At 36.6% G+C, this 22,821-nt stretch carries 22 protein-coding genes; 13 read left to right on the top strand and 9 right to left on the bottom strand.

From position 1 onward, the window contains the following. Window positions 1-22 precede the first annotated feature (22 nt). The 6 genes from HHL20_RS15085 to HHL20_RS15060 all read left to right on the top strand — a co-directional run bounded on the left by HHL20_RS15085 (window position 23) and on the right by HHL20_RS15060 (window position 7,324). Window positions 23-3,427 carry a T9SS type B sorting domain-containing protein gene (locus tag HHL20_RS15085; protein WP_169232029.1) on the top strand — a complete coding sequence of 1,135 codons (3,405 nt, stop codon included), beginning with the start codon at window positions 23-25 and terminating at the stop codon, window positions 3,425-3,427. A 164-nt stretch (window positions 3,428-3,591) separates the two neighbouring features. Continuing rightward, window positions 3,592-4,380: a hypothetical protein gene (locus HHL20_RS15080; protein ID WP_169232028.1), complete on the top strand. Its 789-nt coding sequence runs from the start codon at window positions 3,592-3,594 to the stop codon at window positions 4,378-4,380. A gap of 158 nt (window positions 4,381-4,538) precedes the next feature. Next, on the top strand, window positions 4,539-5,324 hold the full coding sequence (locus HHL20_RS15075) for a DUF6759 domain-containing protein (RefSeq protein ID WP_169232027.1): 786 nt from the start codon (window positions 4,539-4,541) through the stop codon (window positions 5,322-5,324). A gap of 53 nt (window positions 5,325-5,377) precedes the next feature. After that, on the top strand, window positions 5,378-6,055 hold the full coding sequence (gene trmB, locus HHL20_RS15070; RefSeq protein ID WP_169232026.1) for a tRNA (guanosine(46)-N7)-methyltransferase TrmB: 678 nt from the start codon (window positions 5,378-5,380) through the stop codon (window positions 6,053-6,055). A 138-nt stretch (window positions 6,056-6,193) separates the two neighbouring features. Continuing rightward, window positions 6,194-6,835, top strand: coding sequence for a DUF6759 domain-containing protein (locus HHL20_RS15065; protein WP_169232025.1), 642 nt, complete (start codon window positions 6,194-6,196; stop codon window positions 6,833-6,835). 33 nt (window positions 6,836-6,868) lie between these two features. Further along, entirely contained in the window at window positions 6,869-7,324 is a 456-nt protein-coding gene (locus tag HHL20_RS15060) for a DUF6759 domain-containing protein (RefSeq protein ID WP_169232024.1), read from the top strand. A gap of 75 nt (window positions 7,325-7,399) precedes the next feature. Here the strand turns inward: HHL20_RS15060 and rpsB are convergent, their stop codons facing one another. From rpsB to rplM, 3 genes are all read right to left on the bottom strand, one after another. Then, window positions 7,400-8,161, bottom strand: a complete 762-nt coding sequence (gene rpsB / locus HHL20_RS15055) for a 30S ribosomal protein S2 (RefSeq protein WP_169232023.1) — start codon at window positions 8,159-8,161, stop codon at window positions 7,400-7,402. Window positions 8,162-8,369: 208 nt separating this feature from the next. Then, the gene (gene rpsI, locus HHL20_RS15050) at window positions 8,370-8,756 is read right to left on the bottom strand and encodes a 30S ribosomal protein S9 (RefSeq protein WP_029295345.1); all 387 of its coding nucleotides are present in this window, start codon (window positions 8,754-8,756) and stop codon (window positions 8,370-8,372) included. 5 nt (window positions 8,757-8,761) lie between these two features. Continuing rightward, the gene (gene rplM, locus HHL20_RS15045) at window positions 8,762-9,217 is read right to left on the bottom strand and encodes a 50S ribosomal protein L13 (protein WP_027381190.1); all 456 of its coding nucleotides are present in this window, start codon (window positions 9,215-9,217) and stop codon (window positions 8,762-8,764) included. A gap of 363 nt (window positions 9,218-9,580) precedes the next feature. On the opposite strand from rplM, the gene HHL20_RS15040 reads away from it, so the two are divergent. Continuing rightward, on the top strand, window positions 9,581-10,678 hold the full coding sequence (locus HHL20_RS15040; RefSeq protein ID WP_185194827.1) for a DUF3667 domain-containing protein: 1,098 nt from the start codon (window positions 9,581-9,583) through the stop codon (window positions 10,676-10,678). Here HHL20_RS15040 and HHL20_RS15035 read toward each other — a convergent pair. Further along, window positions 10,675-11,007: a hypothetical protein gene (locus HHL20_RS15035; RefSeq protein WP_169232022.1), complete on the bottom strand. Its 333-nt coding sequence runs from the start codon at window positions 11,005-11,007 to the stop codon at window positions 10,675-10,677. The genes HHL20_RS15040 and HHL20_RS15035 overlap by 4 nt on opposite strands. A 203-nt stretch (window positions 11,008-11,210) precedes the next feature. Between HHL20_RS15035 and HHL20_RS15030 the strand changes: the two genes are divergently transcribed. From HHL20_RS15030 to HHL20_RS15025, 3 genes are all read left to right on the top strand, one after another. Beyond that, window positions 11,211-14,576, top strand: a complete 3,366-nt coding sequence (locus tag HHL20_RS15030) for a methylmalonyl-CoA mutase family protein (RefSeq protein WP_169232021.1) — start codon at window positions 11,211-11,213, stop codon at window positions 14,574-14,576. Window positions 14,577-14,777: 201 nt separating this feature from the next. Beyond that, on the top strand, window positions 14,778-14,903 hold the full coding sequence (locus tag HHL20_RS19630) for a hypothetical protein (protein WP_262888427.1): 126 nt from the start codon (window positions 14,778-14,780) through the stop codon (window positions 14,901-14,903). 47 nt (window positions 14,904-14,950) lie between these two features. Continuing rightward, a complete protein-coding gene (locus tag HHL20_RS15025; RefSeq protein ID WP_169232020.1) occupies window positions 14,951-15,661 on the top strand; it encodes a Dph6-related ATP pyrophosphatase in 711 nt (236 codons plus the stop codon). Between the two features lie 74 nt (window positions 15,662-15,735). Here HHL20_RS15025 and HHL20_RS15020 read toward each other — a convergent pair whose 3' ends face one another. Genes HHL20_RS15020 through HHL20_RS15010 form a run of 3 tightly spaced genes read right to left on the bottom strand, consistent with a single transcriptional unit; the run spans window position 15,736 to window position 17,411 of the window. Further along, window positions 15,736-16,458 carry a hypothetical protein gene (locus HHL20_RS15020; protein WP_169232019.1) on the bottom strand — a complete coding sequence of 241 codons (723 nt, stop codon included), beginning with the start codon at window positions 16,456-16,458 and terminating at the stop codon, window positions 15,736-15,738. Window positions 16,459-16,473: 15 nt separating this feature from the next. Continuing rightward, window positions 16,474-17,091, bottom strand: coding sequence for a hypothetical protein (locus tag HHL20_RS15015; RefSeq protein ID WP_169232018.1), 618 nt, complete (start codon window positions 17,089-17,091; stop codon window positions 16,474-16,476). Further along, window positions 17,088-17,411, bottom strand: coding sequence for a PadR family transcriptional regulator (locus HHL20_RS15010; RefSeq protein WP_169232017.1), 324 nt, complete (start codon window positions 17,409-17,411; stop codon window positions 17,088-17,090). The genes HHL20_RS15015 and HHL20_RS15010 overlap by 4 nt, the downstream gene beginning before the upstream one ends. A gap of 82 nt (window positions 17,412-17,493) precedes the next feature. On the opposite strand from HHL20_RS15010, the gene HHL20_RS15005 reads away from it, so the two are divergent. After that, on the top strand, window positions 17,494-18,021 hold the full coding sequence (locus HHL20_RS15005) for a 2'-5' RNA ligase family protein (protein WP_169232016.1): 528 nt from the start codon (window positions 17,494-17,496) through the stop codon (window positions 18,019-18,021). Window positions 18,022-18,075: 54 nt separating this feature from the next. Further along, complete coding sequence (ruvC, locus tag HHL20_RS15000) at window positions 18,076-18,630, top strand: crossover junction endodeoxyribonuclease RuvC (RefSeq protein ID WP_169232015.1); 555 nt, start codon at window positions 18,076-18,078, stop codon at window positions 18,628-18,630. Between the two features lie 43 nt (window positions 18,631-18,673). Here ruvC and HHL20_RS14995 read toward each other — a convergent pair whose 3' ends face one another. Further along, complete coding sequence (locus HHL20_RS14995) at window positions 18,674-19,084, bottom strand: hypothetical protein (protein WP_169232014.1); 411 nt, start codon at window positions 19,082-19,084, stop codon at window positions 18,674-18,676. A gap of 167 nt (window positions 19,085-19,251) precedes the next feature. Here HHL20_RS14995 and HHL20_RS14990 point away from each other — a divergent pair, with 167 nt between their 5' ends. Continuing rightward, window positions 19,252-20,325, top strand: coding sequence for a DUF4407 domain-containing protein (locus HHL20_RS14990; protein ID WP_169232013.1), 1,074 nt, complete (start codon window positions 19,252-19,254; stop codon window positions 20,323-20,325). 230 nt (window positions 20,326-20,555) lie between these two features. Here the strand turns inward: HHL20_RS14990 and HHL20_RS14985 are convergent, their stop codons facing one another. Then, a complete protein-coding gene (locus HHL20_RS14985; RefSeq protein WP_169232012.1) occupies window positions 20,556-22,058 on the bottom strand; it encodes a hypothetical protein in 1,503 nt (500 codons plus the stop codon). Window positions 22,059-22,821: the final 763 nt, after the last annotated feature.

Genomic DNA, 22,821 nt, shown 5'->3' with positions numbered 1-22,821 from the left:
TTGTAATAAAGGCAATAACTTAATGAAAAAACTTCTATCTATTTTATTTATATTTTATTTTTTCACCTCTGCGTATTCCCAATTAGACAGAGAACATTGGTTTGCCCCAATGGTAGATAGAACCGGAAATCCGAACCCTTTCCAAAAACTCTATCTTTCTACCAATCGTACTACTCCGTTTCCCGTAAGTGTGTACAACAATAATACTATAATTGCCACCGTAACAATCAGTAAAGGAAATCCTCAGAAAATTGATATTCCTCGAGATATGATTATTACTACGCAACAGACCGATCTTTTTACCACCACTACTAAAGGCCTGAATGTGAAAGCAGAGTTTCCATTTTATGCCAACCTCAGATTTTCGGTCTTTAATCATGCAGAAATTATAACCTCCAAAGGCATACCTTCTACCGGAAAACTATTCTATGCAGCAAATGCGCCAATCACGGTAAGTAATACCATCCTGAATTTCATGGCAAGTATTCTGGCCACGGAAGACAATACAACCGTTACCGTGTCAGGTTATAAACCTGGTGTACAATTTTCTAATGGAACAACCGGCGTTACCAATCCTACCCTAATGTTTACTTTAAATAAAGGGCAATCATACATTATCGATGGAATAGGAAATATTCCCGGAAATTTTGACGGTTTTATTGGTGCCAAAATTGTATCCAACAAGCCGGTGAATGTTACCAATGGTAATTTTAACGGACAATATGCCGGTAATTTTGATACGAGCTCTGATATCCTTATGGATCAGGCAGTCCCGGTAGATAGGCTCGGCAATGAATTTGCCTTGGTAAAGGGTAACGGAAGTCTCACCTCAAACATGGAGGGCGCTCTTGTTATTGCTACTGAAAATAATACTGAAGTACGTGTAAACAATGAAACATTGCCAATTGCCACACTCAATATTGGTGAATATTTCATGATTCCCGGTTCAAAATACCAGCTACAGGGAAATGAGCACTACAATTTGTATATCAGAACGTCCAAAAATGCTTACGTATATCAGGTTCTTGCGGGAGCAAGTAATGCGGGAAATGAAGTTGCTACCGGAGGATTCAATTTTATTCCGGCTCTTAACTGTTACCTTCCCAAGCAAATCAACGAACTCGGTTTCATTAATGAAAATTTTGTTTTTTCGAATGGAAATCCAACCGGAATTTTAAATATTCCCACGAAACTAAACCTTATCACGGAACGTGGCGCGGTAGTGACCGTAAACGGAGTGACCCCGCCAGCTACAACCGGACCCTTTAACATGACCGGAACTACAAACTGGGTTACGTATGGTATCCCCAATACAACCGGTACCATTACAGTAGTATCTTCGAAAGCCATTACAGCTGGAATTACAGCAGGAAGTGATGCGGTAGGTTACGGAGGATTTTTTGCAGGATTTCCGACACAACCGGTTATTCTTAAAACAGGTGGAGACTGTGCTCCCGGTATTGTCCTTACGGTTGATCCCGTTATTTATGATACTTACCAATGGTACAACAATGGGGTTTTAATTCCCGGCGCTACAGGCCCTTCAATATCACCTACCCAGTCAGGATACTATACCTGTTCCGTTACGATGGGAAGTTGTGCTCCGTTGATCACAGAACAATTTAAGGTGCTGAACTGTACGAAACTTTCATCGGCAACCTATGATATTTGTACCTCCAAAACAATTACGCCTCTATTCACCTCTTCAGCACAGACACCTGTTTCTTCAACAGTATCAATAGTTACGGCACCAACGTTAGGAACTGCAACAGTAAACCCGGCAACAGGAGCCATAACCTATACGGCCACAAATCCGGGAACAGCAGCAACAGATACATTCAGCTATACATTCTGTGGAAATGATCCTGTCTTTACCGACTGTGAAACGGTAACCGTAACTGTGAATATTCAGGCGCTGACCGTAAATAATGCTACCCTTACCGTTTGCAATAATGGTTCCGGACAGGGAATATTTAATTTAACATCTGCCACCGTCACCAATAATTCTCCGGTAACTATTACTTATTATCCCTCCCTATCAGATGCTCAGAATGAAACTCCGGCAGCACTGATAACAACGCCAACCACTTATACTGCGGCAAACGGAACAATTGTTTATGCGGTGGTGAAAAATAATATCGGATGTAAAAGTATTGCACAGATTACTCTTAACCTTAATCCTTTTGCCACAATTATCAATAATTATACAGGAACTTTCTGTGATGATAATCTAGATGGCATTGTTAATGTTATTTTACCTAATATTACACCTATTGTTTTATCAAACTCCAATTATTTTCCGGGGGTAAGATACTATGCGAATATAACAGATGCGAATCTCGGAAATAACAATACTCTTCCGAATAACTGGTCTTATAATGCTCCTACAACAATTTATATCAGAGTGGAATCTCCGGACGGATGTGCACCAGTTGTGAAACCTCTTAATTTTACGATCGGACCTAAAATCCCACTGAATAATGCTACTCATTCTGTAACGATATGCGATGATAATCTCGACGGGTCCAAAATAATTGATTTATTACCTTATATCAGTCAGTTTACCACAGATTCTGCGGTGACCCCAACTTTCTACGCTACCCAGCTTGACGCCCAGAATAACACCTCTCCGCTTACAAACCCTGTCAATATCACTGGTGTACAAATTATTTATATACGGTTTGAAAAACCCGGAGTATGTCCTAATATAGCTTCTATTACGATTAATGTAAAAACACCTAAACATTCCGATATCCTAGTCAGCAAAGTGATTTGCCCTCAAACAAAGACGATTTTGGATGCAGGGCCTGGCTTTACCGGCTATGTATGGAGCACCGGTGCTACAACGCCCTCCATCAGCAATGTAGGACCAGGTAACTATTGGGTAGATCTTACATTTGACGGCTGTACCTACAGACAGAATGTAACCGTAACGGAGTCTGTGCTTCCGGTAATAAGCACCATTGAAATAAATGGCAGTACAGTAACCATTGGCGTGAGCGGAGGTATACCACCTTATGAATATTCCATTGACGGAGTTACCTGGCAAAACTCCAACGTTTTTACCAATGTGCCTCGAGGAAATTACATTGCTCACGTTCGGGATTCCAACAGATGCGATGAGGTAACACAATCCTTTGTCATCATTAACCTCATCAACACCATAACACCGAATTTTGATGGCTATAATGACACTATAGATTATTCTTCATTAATGAATAAAGAAAATATTGTCTTCAGAATATTTGACCGATATGGCGCAGAAATTTTCAGGGGAGATAAGTCCAACAAGTTCATTTGGGATGGCAAAATCCAAGGCGGAAGGCCGATAAATACTGCAACTTACTGGTATTTCATCAGCTGGACCGAGTCCAAAGGAACAACCACCGTAAAATATACAAGCTGGCTTCTGGTAAAAAATTATTGATTTCTAAATCATTAGCTTATGTTTTTATTTGTTTTTAAGTAAAAAAACATTATTTATAACATTCGTTAACAATTTTATTTCAAAGTTTAATATAATTTTAACCACCCTTCACTACTAAAATAGGTATAAATTGAGGCAATTCTGCGTAATTTTGCCCTAATTATATGAAGAAACTATTTATCTTATCGCTGTTGGTTTTTCTGGTAAAAATTAACGCCCAGTCTTACTCCGGGGAAGTTTTTTTAAGAGACAACTCTGTTTTATATCTCAATCAGGTATATGTTACCAATCTTACTACTCAGAAGACCGTTCTCAGTGATTATAATGGTGATTTCAATATATCTGCCAATGCAGGAGATGTTATACGCTTTACTTCTATTGTTACCGAAAGGAAAGATATTAAGGTTACTCCATCGATGATTGACCAAAGAAATTTGATTGAATTAAAAATTGCTTATCACGATATTCAGGAAGTGGTGATCAACAGATTCAAACCTACCGGAAATCTTAGGTATGATGTGAATGCTTTAAGAAAAGAAGACAAAGCCCTGGCTATAAAAAAAGTGATCGGACTCCCCGAACCTAAAGGCGATGGCACTCCTCCGCAACTTCCTGTGGCAGGCTTAAGAGATGGCGGTTTAACCTTCAGCCTGGAAAGCATTTATGATATTCTTTCTGGTGAACGAAAGAAAAAGCAGCGCTACATGGCGTATGAAAGGATGAACAATTCTGTTACACAAATTAAGAATTATTTAGGAAAAGACTATTTTATCCGGTTCAAGATTCCTGAAAATCTTATTGACAACTTCCTTCAGTTTGTCTACACTTCAGAAAATATCGAACCTTATATCATGGCCGGCAATTTTGAGGCGGTAAAAATTCCTATTGAAAAGTATCTCCCGATTTATCAGCGAAGGCTTCGGAATTCGCATCTTCAGGAAATTGTAAAATAATTTATAAAATGTATACTGTAAGTTTCAGTATACATTTTTTTGTATTCGCCAGATTATTTTTACTTTTATCATGATAAGTGCCTTGTAACATAAATTAATTTAGTTTCCGTTATCATATTAAGACACTTAAAAAAATAACAACGTTTTAATATCAATGAATGAAGAAGATATTTTTGATTTTCAGCGCTATTCTTTTTGTGAATTTTTCCGCCCAGAAAAAAGGCAAGGATTACAGTGAGATTTTAAAAAGCAAAAACATATATGAAATCAATGCTTTTTTAAGAGATGCCCACCCTGATGATCCCAGAAGATCTGTGCTGAAACCCAGGGTTATGGAAATGATGAAAGATTACATCAAAAACGCAAAACCCGGCGACACTAAAGTAAAACAAATGCAGGACTGGCTTGCAATGCTGAAAAGACGGCCTTCTACTAAAATATCTTTCGAGGAGATGAATGCCAACATCAAGAAAAAGCAGATCGCCAAATACCAGAAAGAACTTCAGGTTGGGCAGGCTGCGGTTGTTTATACCCCAAGTACTCCCCAAAATGTATACATAGCCCCCACAACTCCAGCTACTACAACAGCCGCTGCAATACCGGATACTGAAGCTTCGGAATTTAATATGCTGATGGCAGAAAACCCTGTAGAACACAAAAATAAAACTGTAAAAATCTTAAATTCACTTTTTGATAATGATCCAAATGCTAAAGAATGTATTGTAATGATCGAAAATAAATCCGACTGTAATATTATCGTAAGAATGGAAGGTGTCGGCATTACAAAATACAGGCTCCCTGTTCCGGCCCATGGAGACAATTCCGTTGTTGTACAGAAAGGAGATTATCTTTTCACCAGTATCGTCTGCGGCGCGCAGTATGCATCCCAGAAAACCATACAGAAGCCTTTAATGGTCGCCCTTGGGAGTTCTGCCAAGAAATAATTCTCGTGATGTTTATAAATTTTGCTATTTTTGCAGGATTTTAGAAATATTTCATGGGTAAAAATAAATTAGCAAGATTCGCAGAAAATAAGGTATTGCCAAACGTTGTTCAGCCAACAAGAGAGGAGGCATTGAACGGCTTTAACCTTAAAGGAAAATGGAGAACGGAATTCTTTAAGAATGATCATCCCATCGTGCTGGAACTGGGCTGCGGTAAAGGAGAATACACTGTAGGACTGGCAAAGGCGTTTCCTGAAAAAAACTTTATCGGCATCGACGTGAAAGGCGCAAGATTTTGGTTCGGCGCAAAGGAAGCCCATGAAACAGGAATGCAGAATGTTGCATTTTTGAGAACCCAGATTGAACTGGTAGATTGTTTTTTCGGGGAAAATGAAGTTGATGAAATATGGATTACATTCCCGGATCCTCAGATCAAATACAAACGTACGAAGCACAGGCTTACTCATCCTGATTTTTTAGACAGATATAAAAAATTCCTTAAACCGGGCGGAATTGTTCATTTAAAAACAGATTCTGAATTTCTTCATGGGTATACGCTTGGATTTTTACAGGGTGCAGGATATGAAATTATCACCGCACATCATGATATTTACGGAGCCCCGGAATATGATCCTGGCACGCCACATTTAAGAGATATCAGAACGTATTATGAGGAATTGTTTTCTGCCAAGGGAAAAACCATTACTTATATTAAATTTAAAATTAATTAAATATAACGGCATCAAAAGAAATACAAAATTGGGACTACGCATCCTGTGAAAAGAATATTTGTTTAAATTTATACCATAGATAAAATAATGCATTTTTATTTTATTGTATTCTAAACCACAAATCGTAAAAAACCAATTATGAAAAAAATTATTCTAATTGTGCTGCTTTCTCTTTTGGCCGCCTGTAAAAATACAAATGCCGGAAGTACCTCTTATAATATTCTAGAAAGTAAGGACATTGATAAAATCGAAACTTACTTAAAAAATGCACATCCGGATGACCCGAAAAAAAACATTCTGAAATCTAAGCTTATTGCTTTAAAAAATGTCGAATGGACCAAAGGCAAAAAAGGTATAAAACCGATGGAAGCAAGACCTGTGATTTCCGAAATTCCTAACGGAGCCCTTAGAAAACCTAATTCTGACGAAGCAGAAGAGTTTAAACGTCTAATTACTTCCACCTCAAAAGAGCATAAAGAAAAGACGGTGAAGCTGCTTAACGCTATGTTTAATGAAGACATCAACAGCAAAGAAATCATACTGCTGTTTAAAAATCAATCGGATTGCAACCTGATTCTGAAAATTGAGGGAAAAGATTTTTATAATATGCCCGTTCCTGCAAAAGGTGAAAATTTCATTGTTATCAATAAAGGAACGTACACATTGCATGGTAATGTATGTGATGTAATTTATTCTTCTAAAAAAGACCTTAACAGGAGTATATTTTTAACCATCAGCAATCCAAAGCCTGTAGAGGGAAATACATTGAAAAAAAAGTAAAAAGATTACATTTGTACTGCTAAATTTATCTTTATGAAAAAGTACGTTGCATTTTCAGCAGCTGTTATTTTACTTCTCAACAGTTGTGGCAGCACAGTAAATACAACAAAATATCCGGTCAGAAAACCCGTTGCGAAACCTTCTGTTACAGGAAGCAGCACAACTTCTGCAGCACAGGTTGAAAGAGAATATCAGGCGCTGATTAAAACCTATAAATCTGAAACTGCGGAGGTCCTAACCTATTTACTTAATGATTCTTCGAACGATCCAAGAACCTCTATTACGGTAGAAAACAGTTCCCGATGTAATATGGTGCTTACGATAAGCGGAAACAATTATTATAAGAAAGTTCCTATCTCTGCCAATAAAATAGGGGCGGTGATGGTTCCCAAAAACCAAAACTACAATCTGTCCGGGATGATCTGCGATGCCGTTTACCAGAAAACAAAATTTATATCAGGGCCTTACGAAGTAAAGCTTTCAAACTAATTTAAGAATAGATATTTGAAAAATAAAAACCGCTGAATCAAAGATTCAGCGGTTTTGTATGGTAAGAAAATTTAATTATTCTCCGTCAAAGTCAGCATCTTTATCTGCAGATACTACTTCTCCTTCTTCTTTAGATTTTTCTTTATCAGCTTTTCTCTGAGACTGACCTTCTTTGATAGCTTCAGAAACTACGCTAAGGATCATGTCGATAGATTTAGAAGCATCGTCGTTTCCTGGGATAACGAAGTCTACTTTTCTAGGATCTGAGTTTGTATCAACAATACCGAAAACTGGGATACCTAATTTCTTAGCTTCAGTTACCGCGATGTGTTCTCTCATGATATCTACTACGAATACAGCAGACGGAAGTCTCACCATGTCAGCGATAGAACCTAAGTTCTTCTCAAGGTTAGCTCTTTGTCTGTCTACCTGTAATCTTTCTTTTTTAGATAAAGTTTCGAACGTACCATCTTTTTTCATTTTGTCGATAGAGTTCATTTTCTTAACAGCCTTTCTGATAGTAACGAAGTTCGTTAACATACCTCCCGGCCATCTTTCTGTAATATAAGGCATATTAAGTTCAGAAGCGTGTTTTGCAACAACTTCTTTCGCCTGCTTTTTAGTAGCTACGAAAAGAACTTTTTTACCTGCAGAAGTTAATTTTTCTAAAGCGCTGCAAGCTTCATCCAATTTAACTGCTGTTTTATGTAAGTCTACAATGTGAATACCATTTTTCTCCATAAAAATGTATGGAGCCATATTTGGGTTCCACTTTCTGGTCATGTGACCGAAGTGTACGCCAGCCTCTAGGAGGTCTTTTACATTTGCTTTTGCCATGTTTTCTGTTTTTGTTAGTTTACTTTCCGTCTTTTAAACAATCAACAACTTCTTTAGATGGGAGAAGCGTTTGGATGCTAAACGTAACGGGCAAAGTTGCTGTCGGCTGCTTGCTTTTGGCATTTGGCTTTCCAGCTTTGGGTTAAAAAATAAATTTTTAAAAATTTCATTAAAGCTATCTGCCATAAGCCAATAGCCAAACGCTTTTTTAACGTTTTGAGAATTGGAATCTCTTTCTTGCTTTTTTCTGACCTGGCTTCTTTCTTTCCACCATTCTTGCGTCTCTTGTAAGTAAACCAGCTGGTTTCAAAGCTAATCTGAACTCAGCGTTGATTTCGCATAAAGCTCTTGAAATACCTAATCTGATAGCTTCTGCCTGTCCTGTATTTCCACCACCGAATACGTTTACGGTAACGTCGTACTGACCAACAGTTTCAGAAAGGATAAATGGTTGGTTCAATTTGTAAACCATTACATCTGTAGAGAAGTATTCTTTAGCATCTTTACCGTTTACTGTAATGTTACCAGAACCTGGCTTTACATAAACTCTTGCTACAGAAGTTTTTCTTCTTCCGATTTTGTGAACTGTAGACATATTAATTATTTAAATTCGTTAACATTAATTGTTTTAGGCTGTTGAGCTTCATGTTTGTGCTCAGTTCCTTCATATAAATAAAGATTCTTAAGGATAGCAGCTCCCAGTCTGTTTTTAGGCAACATCCCTTTTACTGATTTTTCCAATACTTTTAAAGAATCTTTCTTTTGAAGTTCAGCCGCAGTCATAGACTTCTGTCCTCCAGGATACCCTGTATGCCAGATATACGTCTTGTCGTTCCACTTGTTTCCGGAAAGAGTTACTTTCCCAGCATTCAAAACAATTACATTATCACCACAATCTACGTGAGGTGTATAATTTGTTTTGTGCTTACCTCTCAAAATCTTTGCAACCGTAGAAGCTAATCTACCTAACGGCTGTCCTTCAGCGTCTACCACAACCCATTCTTTATTAGCAGTAGCTTTGTTCGCTGAAACAGTTTTGTAACTTAATGTATTCACACGTTTTAGTTAAAGATTAAACATAATTTTCCCCTAAAAGGGTGTGCAAAGGTACAAATTATTTTTTTATCCTAAAAACATATCATGCATTAATTATTCTGTAACGATAAAATTAAGATATTTAGGTATTTATGAAAATCAGTTTTAATAATAAAAGTTACATACATGTCTGTAAAGCAGCATACTGTGTAAATTTATTAATGACGTCAAAAGCTGATTACTCTTTCAACACGAATTTAATAATAAAGCCTGCTTTTTGCCAAGCATTATTAAATTTTATTCAAATATTAACAGTAAACTTTATGAATAAATATATAGTATTGACTAAATTTTTATATTTGCGGTAATAAAACGTCACTAATCATGAGTCACGGTAAACTAAGAGATGATAAAAACTGTCTGAATTGCGGACATACGGTCGAAGAACGGTTCTGCCCTCATTGCGGGCAGGAAAATATTCAGCCCAAACAGCCTTTCTATTACTTATTCACTCACTTTATTGAGGATTTTACGCATTATGACGGGCAGTTCTGGAAGACCATTAAATATTTATTGTTTCGTCCGGGAAAGCTTACCAAAGAGTATCTTGCCGGGAAAAGGCAGTTTTATGTTGCTCCCGTAAAACTTTATATTTTTATAAGTTTCATCACTTTTTTTCTTCCCTCCCTTTTTTCATCCTCAGAAGAACATGAAAATAAAGAACTGTACACCGTAAACACCACCGAGAAAGAAAAAGCAAATAAAGAGAAAATTGCAAAAATACTTGACAGCATCAATAAGGAGAATAAAACTATGCTCGTCAAACCGGAAGTCATTCAGGATCTCAAAGTAGCAGAAGTCAACGGAAATAATATTGAGCTGGATGCTCTAGAGGAAACAAAAGACGGGAAACTAAGTATTCTCGGAGCCAGAAATATGAAACAGTTTGATTCCCTTTATTCTAAAAACACTAATAAGCAATCTGTGTTTAATTTTATGAGACCTATTGCAAAAAAAGTATTTCATTTACAGGAGCAGGGCCTTAATAAAGAACAGATTTTTGATAAATTTAGTGAAACGGTTGTACATACCCTTCCTAAAGCGCTATTCATTTACCTTCCGGTTTTTGCTTTTTTCTTATGGATTTTTCATAATAAAAAGAAATGGTGGTTTTTTGATAACGGAATTTTCACGCTTCATTATTTTTCTTTTTTACTGCTGGGAATCCTTATCCTTATATTTTCTTCAAAAGTCATCTCTTTGCTGCCGGATTATACCATCTTTAATGTACTGAGCACTATTATTTATACTGGAGCCATTGGTTACATGCTGATTTACTTTTTCATAGCTCATCACAGAGTCTACGAAAATTCCAGAAGCATAAGCGTAATTAAAGGAATATCTTTATTTATCATTAATTCCTTCGCGCTTCTTTGCATGCTTCTTTTATTGATATATACAAGTTTCCGCATGATGCATTAATCACGAAGCGTCTTATTGGCTCTGAAGCTTGCAATTAAATAATACGCTACGAAAACGGTTGAAAATTTCAAAACGGAAGGAATTGCCAGCTCAAGATTAAAAATTAAAGTTCCCACAAGAACCAAAATTCCCATGGCCAGAAAAGACAGTCCTAATTTTTGAGGTAAAGTAAAATTTGGAGTATCCAGATAATAAGCAACTCCCCATGCAAAACCAAAAGCAATTGCATAATAAATGTCGAGCCCGATGTTTTCCGAACTGTAAAAAAAATAATTGATTAAAAAACTCAGAACAGTTCCCAATAAAAAATAAAGCAAAGCTTTTTTCATACTATATATAATAAAATACAAAAGTAGAGAATTAATCCTACAATCTGAAAACCTGTATCGCTTGGCTAACAAATGTTTGTTATCCGGTAACTACTTAAAACAGCAGTACACTTCAACCAATTAAAAATCAAACCATTAATCACAGATAAAAGGTTCCTATTTTATTATTATATTTGGAAATTCAGAAATTTTCTAAATCTTTTATGGAAACCCAAAAATATACTCCAAAAAATAAAGTCAGAATTGTGACGGCTGCGTCGTTATTCGACGGTCATGATGCTGCCATTAATATTATGCGCCGCGTTATCCAGGGAACGGGATGCGAAGTCATTCACCTTGGACACGACAAATCGGCTGAAGAAGTTGTAAACACTGCCATTCAGGAAGATGCCAATGCGATTGCTTTGACCTCTTATCAGGGCGGTCACAATGAATATTTTAAATATATCTACGATCTTTTAAGAGAAAAAAATTCGCCGCAGATTAAAATTTTCGGCGGTGGCGGCGGCGTAATTCTGCCGGAAGAAATCGAAGATATTATGTCTTACGGGATCGACCGAATTTATTCTCCGGATGATGGCCGTGAACTTGGTTTGCAGGGAATGATTGATGATCTGGTTCAAAAATCCGACTTCGCAACAGGAAAAGATATTGATGTGAAAGATCTGGATTCCATCAGTTTTGAAAATTCGACTAGCATTGCGAAAATCATTTCAGCAGTTGAAAATTTTTCAGAAGAAAAACCTGAGCTGGTAAAAGCAATTGACGAAAAATCAAAAGACTTACATATTCCGATTATCGGGATCACAGGTACGGGCGGAGCCGGAAAGTCTTCATTAACAGACGAATTGGTAAGACGTTTCTTACGTTCCAACACCGATAAAAAAATTGCCATCATCTCTATTGACCCTTCCAAAAAGAAAACAGGAGGAGCATTGTTAGGAGACAGAATCCGTATGAACGCAATCAATGATCCACGGGTTTATATGCGTTCAATGGCAACAAGAGAAAACAATGTTTCCGTTTCCCCATTCATCCAATCTGCGTTGAACGTATTGAAACTGGCGCATCCTGATGTAATCATCCTTGAAACTTCGGGTATCGGACAATCCGGTTCGGAAGTATCTGATTTTGCGGATGTTTCCATGTATGTGATGACTCCTGAATACGGAGCTTCCACACAGCTGGAAAAAATCGATATGCTGGATTACGCGGATTTGGTCGCTTTAAACAAATCTGATAAAAGAGGTGCTCTCGATGCGCTTCAGGCCGTAAGAAAACAATTCCAAAGAAACCATTTACTGTGGGAACAGCCATTGGATGAAATGCCGGTGTATGCAACAAAAGCATCTCAGTTCAATGACCACGGAACGACGGAATTATACAACAGATTAGTTTCTAAAGTCAACGAAACACTTCGACAAGCTCAGGGTGACAACGCACCACAATTTCAAGGTTTTGTTGAGCAGGAAATTACGGAAGAAGTAACCATTATTCCGCCAAAAAGAGTTCGCTACCTTTCTGAAATTGTGGAAAACAACAGACAATACGATGCGAATGTGGAAAAGCAGGCCGAATTAGCAAGAAAAATGTATCATATTGAAGGAGTTAAAAATTTCCTCTCCAATGAAACATTAGATACTGAATATCAGAAAGCTGAAAAAGAGCTCCAACAGGAAAATATCGATTTCCTTAAAACCTGGGATCACACAAAAGAGGCTTTCAAAGCGGAATTTTATTCTTACTTCGTTCGGGGAAAAGAAATTAAGGTAGAAACCTCAACAGAATCTCTATCCCATCTAAGAATTCCGAAAATTGCTTTGCCAAAATACAACGATTGGGGCGACCTTATCAAATGGAAAGGCCAGGAAAATCTTCCGGGAAGCTTTCCATACACGGCAGGAATTTATCCATTTAAAAGAACAGGAGAAGATCCTACGAGAATGTTTGCAGGAGAAGGAGGTCCTGAAAGAACCAACAGGAGATTCCATTACGTTTCTGCAGAAATGCCGGCAAAACGTTTATCTACAGCCTTTGACTCTGTAACACTATACGGACAGGACCCTGCCCTACCACCGGATATTTACGGAAAAATCGGAAATGCGGGGGTTTCTATTGCAACATTGGATGATGCTAAAAAGCTCTATTCAGGATTTGATCTGGTAAATGCTTTGACTTCGGTTTCAATGACCATCAACGGACCTGCGCCGATGTTGCTTGCTTTCTTTATGAATGCTGCGATCGATCAGAATGTTGAAAAATATATTATTGAAATTGGTTTAGAGTCTAAGGTTGAGGAAGCTTTAAAAGCAAAATTCGACGATAAAGGTTTAGCAAGACCAAAATATAATGGTGAATTACCTCCTTCCAACAATGGTTTAGGATTAAAACTATTAGGAATTACCGGTGATGAAGTGATTCCAGCCGATGTTTATGCTGAAATTAAAGCTAAAACCATTGCAACCGTTCGTGGGACGGTTCAGGCGGATATTTTAAAAGAAGACCAGGCTCAGAATACCTGTATTTTCTCCACCGAATTTGCCTTGAGACTGATGGGTGATGTTCAGGAATATTTCATCAAAGAAAAAGTAAGAAACTTCTACTCGGTTTCTATTTCAGGATACCATATCGCAGAAGCGGGAGCAAATCCTGTTTCTCAATTAGCATTTACCTTAGCCAATGGTTTCACCTATGTGGAATATTATCTGTCGAGAGGGATGGATATTAATGATTTTGCACCGAACTTATCATTCTTCTTTTCAAACGGTATCGATCCTGAATATTCGGTAATCGGACGTGTTGCCAGAAGAATCTGGGCAAAAGCAATGAAGCTGAAATATGGAGCAGATGAGCGTTCTCAAATGCTAAAATATCATATTCAGACTTCAGGACGTTCTCTTCACGCTCAGGAAATTGATTTCAACGATATCAGAACAACTTTACAGGCGTTGTATGCAATTTACGACAACTGTAATTCTCTTCACACGAATGCTTATGATGAAGCGATTACAACGCCAACTGAGCAGTCTGTAAGAAGAGCAATGGCCATTCAGTTGATTATCAATAAAGAATTAGGTCTGGCAAAAAATGAAAATCCGCTTCAGGGTTCATTTATTATTGAAGAACTAACGGACCTAGTGGAAGAAGCCGTTTATGCAGAATTTGACAGAATTACGGAAAGAGGCGGCGTTTTGGGTGCTATGGAAACAATGTACCAACGCTCAAAAATTCAGGAAGAATCGATGCATTACGAATGGCTGAAACACACCGGAGAATATCCAATCATCGGTGTGAATACTTTCTTAGGAAAAGACGGTTCGCCAACGGTTCGTCCGGGAGAAGTAATCCGTTCCACTGAGGAAGAAAAGCAGTTCCAGATTGAAATGCTTCATAATTTCCAAAAGTCTAATAATGATAAGTCCGAAGAAGCTCTGAAAACTTTACAGTACGCTGCCATCAATCAGCAAAACTTATTTGAAGTGATGATGGATGCAGTAAAATACTGTTCGCTTGGGCAAATTACCAACGCTTTGTTTGAAGTGGGCGGTAAGTACAGAAGAAATATGTAACGGCTTTGCCGTAGATAATTATTGACTACTAAACGTATTAAATAAGTTATAAATAAACCTCAAGGATTTTCTTTGAGGTTTTTGTATTTTTGAATTTTTCCGATTTTAATTTAACCTATAAAAGAATTTATGAAAAGATTTTTCTCGATCACACTTATAATTTTTGCTATACTATTCTTAAAAAGCTGCAACTCATATCCAATGGATAAAACGCATACCAGTGATATGAACAGGAATACTGAAGAATTACAAAAAAGACAGGAAGCCGAAAAAAATAAGATTGAGCCCAATCCTCAAAACAATTTTGGAAAACCTGATAATAAATAAAAAGGATTTAAGGATTTAAACTAAATTTTTAAGGTCATATTTGTTTAATGAAACCAAAAGCCATCTTCAACTGGAGCAGCGGAAAAGATTCTGCCCTAGCCTTATACAAAACTTTACAGGAAGATCAATTTGAAGTCACATCTCTGCTTACCAGCATTAATAAAGAATTCCAGAGAATTTCCATGCATGGCGTTCATGTTTCTTTATTGGAAAAACAGGCTGAAAGTTTAGGATTTCCGTTGATTAAAATGGAACTTCCCAAAGAGCCTACCATGGATGAGTACCGCGAAATGATGGCAAAAACAATGAGTGAAATTAAATCTACTGGTGTTACCAATTCAATTTTTGGAGATATTTTTCTTGAAGACTTAAGAAAATACCGTGAAGAACAACTCGATACCATCGGAATGAAAGCTGTTTTTCCGTTATGGAAAAAGAATACCACTGCTCTGATTCACGAATTTCTGGATTTAGGATTTAAAACGATCGTAACCTGTGTCAACGAAACATATCTTGATAAAAGTTTTGCGGGAAGAATCATTGATAAAGATTTTATAAAGGATTTACCTGAAGATGTAGATCCATGCGGAGAAAACGGAGAATTTCACACCTTTACTTTTGATGGTCCGATTTTTAAAAATCCTATCTCATTTGATATCGGAGAAACAATAAAAAAAGGCTATCCAAAACCGAAAACAGATAAAGACAACCAGAACGGCGAATACGTTTTCTGGTTCTGTGATCTGGTTGTAAAATAATTATTATTGTTTTATCATAGAAGCATTTATATAGTTTTTGTAAAAATACCTCCTGAAAATTCAAAAGAATAATTTTATTTAGAAATATCCAAGAAATCTTTCAACCCATTCAGCGTTTTTTTATGCTCTAAAAAGTTGATGATCATAAAAATTATCATTGAATACATACAATAAGGAAGAATAAACGTTAACGTTAAAGGAAAAGCAGAGACCGGATCATCCGTTCTGAAAAATCTGAAAAGATATTTATCTTCCCTTGTCACAAACTGAAACATTAAACCGATACAAGAAATAAAAAGGGCAAGGTTTTGCTGATATATCGTAAAGAAAAGCTTGCCCTCATATTTAAAATCTCTTCGGACGTGTTTCCATATTTTTTTGTTAAAAACCCATAATAAAAACGGAGTCAAAATAAATAAAAGATTGTACATTCTAAAAAGGTCATTATACATTGTCTGATCTTTAGATAGGAACACAAAAGAAAGACTAAAGAGAGAAGCAACAATTGCCAGAAGCAAAGATTTTCTGATGATTTTATTATACTTTGCTTTGACAATTTTTTTTAAAATCATTGGAATTTCTCCACTGTAAAGCAAATAATAGGTTGTTGTTTTAAACTCATCTTCCCAAAGTTTTCTGGTTTTAAGAAAAGCATCATCAAAGCTCAGCTTTTCATTAAGCTGAATGTCTGATATTTGTGAAATCATATGATCCTTCACTTCCAGTAAGATATCCAGCGGCATCCGGTGAAAAATAAGATAATCGGTAACCTGCTGTTCCTCTTCTTTTAAAATCATTTTCAGAATATAGTTTTATATTAAAACGTTTATTTCCTTTGCATTAAAATACATCAGCTGCAGTTGGATCGTTAAGCAATAAACCAGAAAGATTTTCGATATCACTAAATTCTGTATTTCTAAATACCCAAATTTCATTATCCCCGCCAAAAAAAACACAGCAGTTCCCAACAGAATATTCCTGATCAGCAATGGATGAAAACTTAACATTGCATAATTTGAAAATTTCATTTTCCCGGTTATAAAACTATATCCGAGTACCGACACCCAGCTTAGAAGCAGCAGTATCTGCAAAGTCGTGAATGCCTCTTCATTTAACGTAAGAAATACAAACGCTACAGTAGAAAAAATAAAAGAAAAAACAGTCATTTTGTGAAATCTTTGCTGAAGTATGGACTTTTCAATTCTTGCAACTTTTTTGAAAGAAAAGATATCTGCCCTTACCATTTCCAGTTCATTTTTCCAGCTAACTTTTGTTGCCAGAAAAGCTTCCTGAAAACTCAGAGACTGCTCTTCCATAAGGTGATAAATCTGGGAGATGAAATGATCCTTCACTTCATGATGCAGCGGTGAATAGAGTTTTTTTGACTTTAGATATACATCAATCTGATTTTCCTGCGTTTTAGTTATCATATATTAAAAATGGTATTTAAATTAAATAAATAACTTTTCATTTCTTCCTCCTGTTCTGCCTGCTTTCTTTTTCCTTTATCTGTTAAAAGATAATATTTCCGATCCCTTCCGTTGGTCTTTTGAATTTCGGAACTAATCATTCCTTCAGCTTCCAGCTTATGCAAAAGAGGATACAGAGCACCTTCGGTCATTTCTAACTCTCCTTTCGTAAGTTCTTTTGTCCTTTGCGTGATTTGGTAGCCATACATTTTAACTTCTTTGGCCAATAGCTTAAGAATAATATTCTGAAGAGTTCCCTTATAAAGACTGTTCTTTTTCAATACACTGCAATTAATACATAACAAATTTATGCATAATTTTCTTATGCATAAATATTTCTTTTATTATTTTTAATTTAACATGATGAAAAAACTTTACTTCATAGCAATATATCCACCTCAGCAAATTATTGATGAGCTAAAGGAATTTAAGTTGGATTTCGCTCTAAATTATGCAAGCTCAAAAGCATTGAAAAATGAAGCCCATGTTACACTATTTCCTCCTTTTTCACGAGAAGTAGATTTGGAAGAAGACATTCACAATGCTTTTCAGAAAATAGACACGCAAATGGCGCCATTTGAAATCACACTCAACGGCTTCGGAAGTTTTGCAAAACCTGAAAACCCGGTAATCTATGTAAAGCCCGAAGACAATGAACGATTAAGAGTGCTACATCAAAAAGTAAAAGATATTTTTAATTTCATGAATTATTCTTTTAATCCTCACATGACAGTAGGTTACAGAGATTTGACATGGGAAAATTATCTCAAAGCATGGGACGTTTATAAAGGCAAAAAATATAAAACTAAATTCTTAGTTGATAAAATTATATTGCTGCGTCATGATCAACAATGGATTCCTATTGCTGAAAAAAAATTGATCACAGGATGATGTTTAATAAAATTTACAGGTCCGGAGATCAGAGAAAGTCATATCTTTGAGCCAATGATTGCAGAGAAAATAATTTTAGGAATTGACCCGGGAACTACGGTGATGGGTTTTGGTATTATTTCCGTGAAAAAGGGTAAAATGGAAATGGTATCCATTCACGAATTACTGCTTAAAAAATACCCCAACCACGAAACCAAGCTTAAATACATTTTCGATAAAACCTTAGCACTGATTGATGAATTCCATCCTGATGAAGTGGCTCTGGAAGCACCGTTTTACGGAAAAAATGTACAGAGCATGCTGAAGCTGGGCCGTGCGCAGGGCGTTGCTATGGCAGCAAGTCTTCACCGAAATGTTCCGATTACAGAATATTCTCCAAAAAAAATAAAAATGGCCATTACCGGAAATGGGAACGCCAGCAAAGAGCAGGTTGCCGGAATGCTGCAAAGCCTTCTGAATTTAAAAGAGTTTCCCACAAAATATCTGGATGCTTCCGATGGTCTTGCTGTCGCTGTATGCCATCATTTCAACTCAGGAACCATCACCGATACAAAATCTTACACCGGCTGGGAAAGTTTTCTTAAGCAGAATCCCGGTCGCCTGAAATAATATTATCCCACAAATCTTTGCTGATCTGTGGGAATATAATCTGTTATTTTGTTTTGTATTCTTCAGGAGTAATTTTAAAATCGGCCGTGGCCTTTCCGTTCTTATCGTAGTAGGTATACACCATAGTTACATCATTATCCCGGAACTCTTTAATTTCAGGAGAATTTTTTATAACCTGTAGCGCTCCTTCCTTCGCTGTCTTTTTAAATGTTTCAATCTGTTCGGGGCTCACACTTTCTTTTTCATCATCAGTCAGCGTATAATTATACCTGAAGATTTTTCCCGCCTGTGCAGATACACTGTCCAGGCGTACACCGGCCGCTAAATTCTGTGGTGTCGTTTTGTTGATATTTGCCGCAACTTCTTTAAGATCATCATCTACTGTTTTCTCTTTGTTGCATGAAGTTAGAGCCAGTGTAAGGCATACCAAAGAAAGGCTGATTACATTTTTCATATTAAATTTTTAAGTGATTGATACTAAAGATAAGAAATATTTTTACAAATAAATAATCTACTGATTCACAATAAAATAAATCATCCATCATTCTTACTTGGTAAAACATAATACTATCTTTTACATTGGTATGATTTTTAATAGTACATTTGTATAAATTTTCTGTCATGAAAAACAAACAACAAACTATAAATCAGGCGAATCATTCTATCAATTGGTTCCAGAAGTTTCTGATGATATGCTCCGGAGGAAACATTCATATATTAAGAAAAACCCCAAGCGAATGGAATAAGTTTGCAGGGATCGGCGGAATTGTTTTATTTACCGCGGTTTTCGCAACACTTTCTGCGGGGTATGCAATGTACACTGTCTTTGATAATATCTGGACATCGATCGGTTTCGGGGTTTTATGGGGATTAATGATCTTTAACCTTGACCGGTATATCGTTTCTTCGATCAAAAAAACAGGAACCTGGTGGAATCAGGTATTAATGGCTGTTCCAAGACTTATTTTAGCGACATTCCTGGGGATTATCATTTCCAAACCTTTAGAGCTCAAAATTTTCGAAAAGGAAGTCAACAAACAGCTGAATACTATTATCCAGAGAAATAAAAAGCAGCTGCAGGGCGAGATGAACGGTAGGATTCTTCAACAGAGCGGCCCTTTTGAAACAGAAAAGAAACAAATCACGGATAAAATTGCCAGTTACCAGAAATCCTATGATTCTGCTTCCGTAGAACTTGAAAAGGAAATCTTAGGAAAACAGTCCGGACTGACCAGCGGAAAAGAAGGCTTCGGACCGAATGCGAAGCGTAAACAAGAACTGAAAGAACAAAGACGCCAGGATTTGGAAAGTTACCAGAAGCAGGTGGCTCCAAGACTGCAATATCTTGATAAGGAGATTTCAAAAGTGTACACCAATTTAGAAACAGAAAGAAAGTCTACCGAAACTTTTGAAGATAAATTTAATGGGTTTGCGGCAAGGCTTCAGGCATTGGATGAGCTGGGAAAAAATTCAGCGATTATCGGACTGGCCGCCGCTTTCATCATGGGACTTTTCATTTGTCTTGAAATTTCTCCGGTTTTAGTGAAGCTTATTTCTCATGTCGGGCCTTATGATTATCTTTTAGAAAAAACAGAAAATGACTTCCGGCTTTACTCAAAAGAAAAAATTGAAAAAGGAAATGCACTGACCGATTTCAGAATTGATGATTTTAAAGACAAATTAAACCAACAATAGATTTTAAAATCTACTCTTAACCTTTCGGAACCTCTGAAAGGTTTTTTTAATTAGAAATTCGGATTTAGCAATAAGTGCAAAACTGTATTTTAAACATCTGTATTTATTAAAACTCCGACTGGTTTTAAGTTATCAAATCTGTTAAATAAACTTATCCCAGCCGGAGTGCTAATTTACAAACACGAGTGGCAACGTTCCTTTAATGCCGGTTTCGTATATTATATGTAATTTTAGTTTAAGCGCTGGGCCGTCATATAAAAGTAATAATTGTTTGCATCTCTTGATGCATGCCATGTACAATTATACCATTCCCCATTTGGAAAAGTAACCATTGCATTTACATATTCACCCTGTCCGATCGACGTACTGAAAAGATCATCCCCATCAATAAGATTGCTATAATATCCGGGTGCTATAAAAGTATCTATACCATCTATATATTTATTACCGGTAGATAGTGCAGTCACATTATACTGTATTGCTGATGCGGTGGTATTAAAAAGTTTGGGTCTTGTATCTATACCTCCAATTTTTAAAAAATCCATTCTTAATCCGTTAATAACAATAAATTTAGCTTTTTGATCATTGGTTGTCTCTTCATATGCAGAACGGTTAGAAGTTGTTCCAGTATTATTTACGGCCTTTCCAACCATTATATTCCTAGATCCTCCGTCGGCTATAAAAGTTGCTGCATCAACAGTTATTCTTGCAGATCTGATTTCTCCGAGAATAAATGGGGTTGTATTTATTCCTACTGTCGCGTTGCAGCTAAAGCCTAAAAAGTTTATAGGTACCGTAATGGTACTGGGTGATGTGAAGTTGGGAGTACCGGTTATTGAATAGGTAATATAGCCATTGCCTTTATTAAGCGTTCCCTGGTCCAATGTAAATGTAAGTCCGTTTTGGGTAAATGTTGTTCCACCCGGATAGCTTCCCCCATTGCCTCCTGAATAATACACCGTTAAAATACCTGTATAAGGAATACCGGATGTAAATGCTGCCGGAGAAACAGAAGCACTGTTACAATTTAATCCTGTAATGGCCGGATTAATGGTAGTTTTATCATCAATCTGTCTCCATTCTGTTCCGTTCCAGAATACAAATCCTTTATAAGTAAGAAATCCTGTACCAGTATTGTATACCAATAATCCTACGGCAGGTGACGGTATCGTAACCTGATCAGTAGCACTCATCAATCCAACTCTTGGAATCAGTATACCTTTATTAGCTGAAGTAATATCCAGCAATGCACTGGCATCGGGAGCCGTTGTCCCTAATCCCACTTGTCCGCTATCTTTTGCAACAAATTCGGTTCCTGCTGTCCTGCCTGTCCCGTCTGCTTTTGTAACTAGTTTTACCATATTGTTGGCTGTGTCATTAATCCATGCATCATTAGTTGTGTCTCCTGTTGCACCACCACCTAAAGGTTGCCATACAGTGCCATCAAAAAAATAATATCCTTCTCCAACTATACCTGCCGTTTTAGAACTTTGAGATGTAGGAGCCGAGGTTGCGTAAATGATATTCCCTTTTTGTGCTACACCGTACTGTGCGTCTCCCGCCTGGATCTGGTCACCGGTTAACCTTGGTGCAATAAGGCCTTCCGGCATGCTGCCATCGGTAGTTTTTGCTGTCACATCCAAAGTAGATTTTGGGATATTATTATTAATTCCTACCTGTGCATAAAAAGTAAGACTGAATAAACAAACAGCCATTGTTATAATATTTTTCATTTTTGTATTATGTGGTTTTATAATTCTTTATTTGAGGTGCTGAACTTATTTCAGCAATATTTTCGTTAGACAAAGTCTGAAGAATTATTCGGCGGTGGACGAGTGAAATAGAGTATATTGATTTCTAATGAATGAAATACCTCTGTAAATGAATAAAGAAGTTTGTTCTCAACACAAAAAGTACCGATAAATATTCTGAATACGGAACCCGTCATTTTATGTTGGTTGCTCGAGGAATAATGATTCAAAATCCCTAACGATTGATTATTTCCGGGATTTACAAAACCATACCGATTTTCAGGACTTCTTTGATAATTGCAGCTTACAGAAATTTTCTGATTTTCTGATGAATATTTAGGTAACGACTTTTTGGATAGTGTTTCAGCAAAAGCTTTTACTGCTTTTTTATGGATTCCTTTTCGTTGAATTTTGTGATCTATATTTGAAACAGTAATATAAGCTGTTGAATCAATATATAAATAAGTGCCTTTGGTAATAAAAATAACAGAATCTGAATGTAAAGAAGATTGAGAATACAATAATCCTGTGATGAAAAAAATGAATATGCAAAACAGCGTTTTATATAAACGCAGGAGGGCATTAAACATTAAAGTCATCATTTGTGTTATCATTATGTGTTTAAAAAAAAGCCTACATCAGACAATTTTCCAGCTGCAAATGTAAAGTAAATTATCATTACTTAATAGCCAATTGTTTTTAACCTATTAATTTTATTGCGGTTTTTATGAAGTTTATACAAAAA

The organism is Chryseobacterium cheonjiense, from assembly GCF_012927265.1.
Lineage (GTDB): Bacteria > Bacteroidota > Bacteroidia > Flavobacteriales > Weeksellaceae > Chryseobacterium > Chryseobacterium cheonjiense.
The sequence above is the reverse complement of the archived record's forward strand: the minus strand, read 5'-3'. Positions and strand labels throughout refer to the sequence as shown.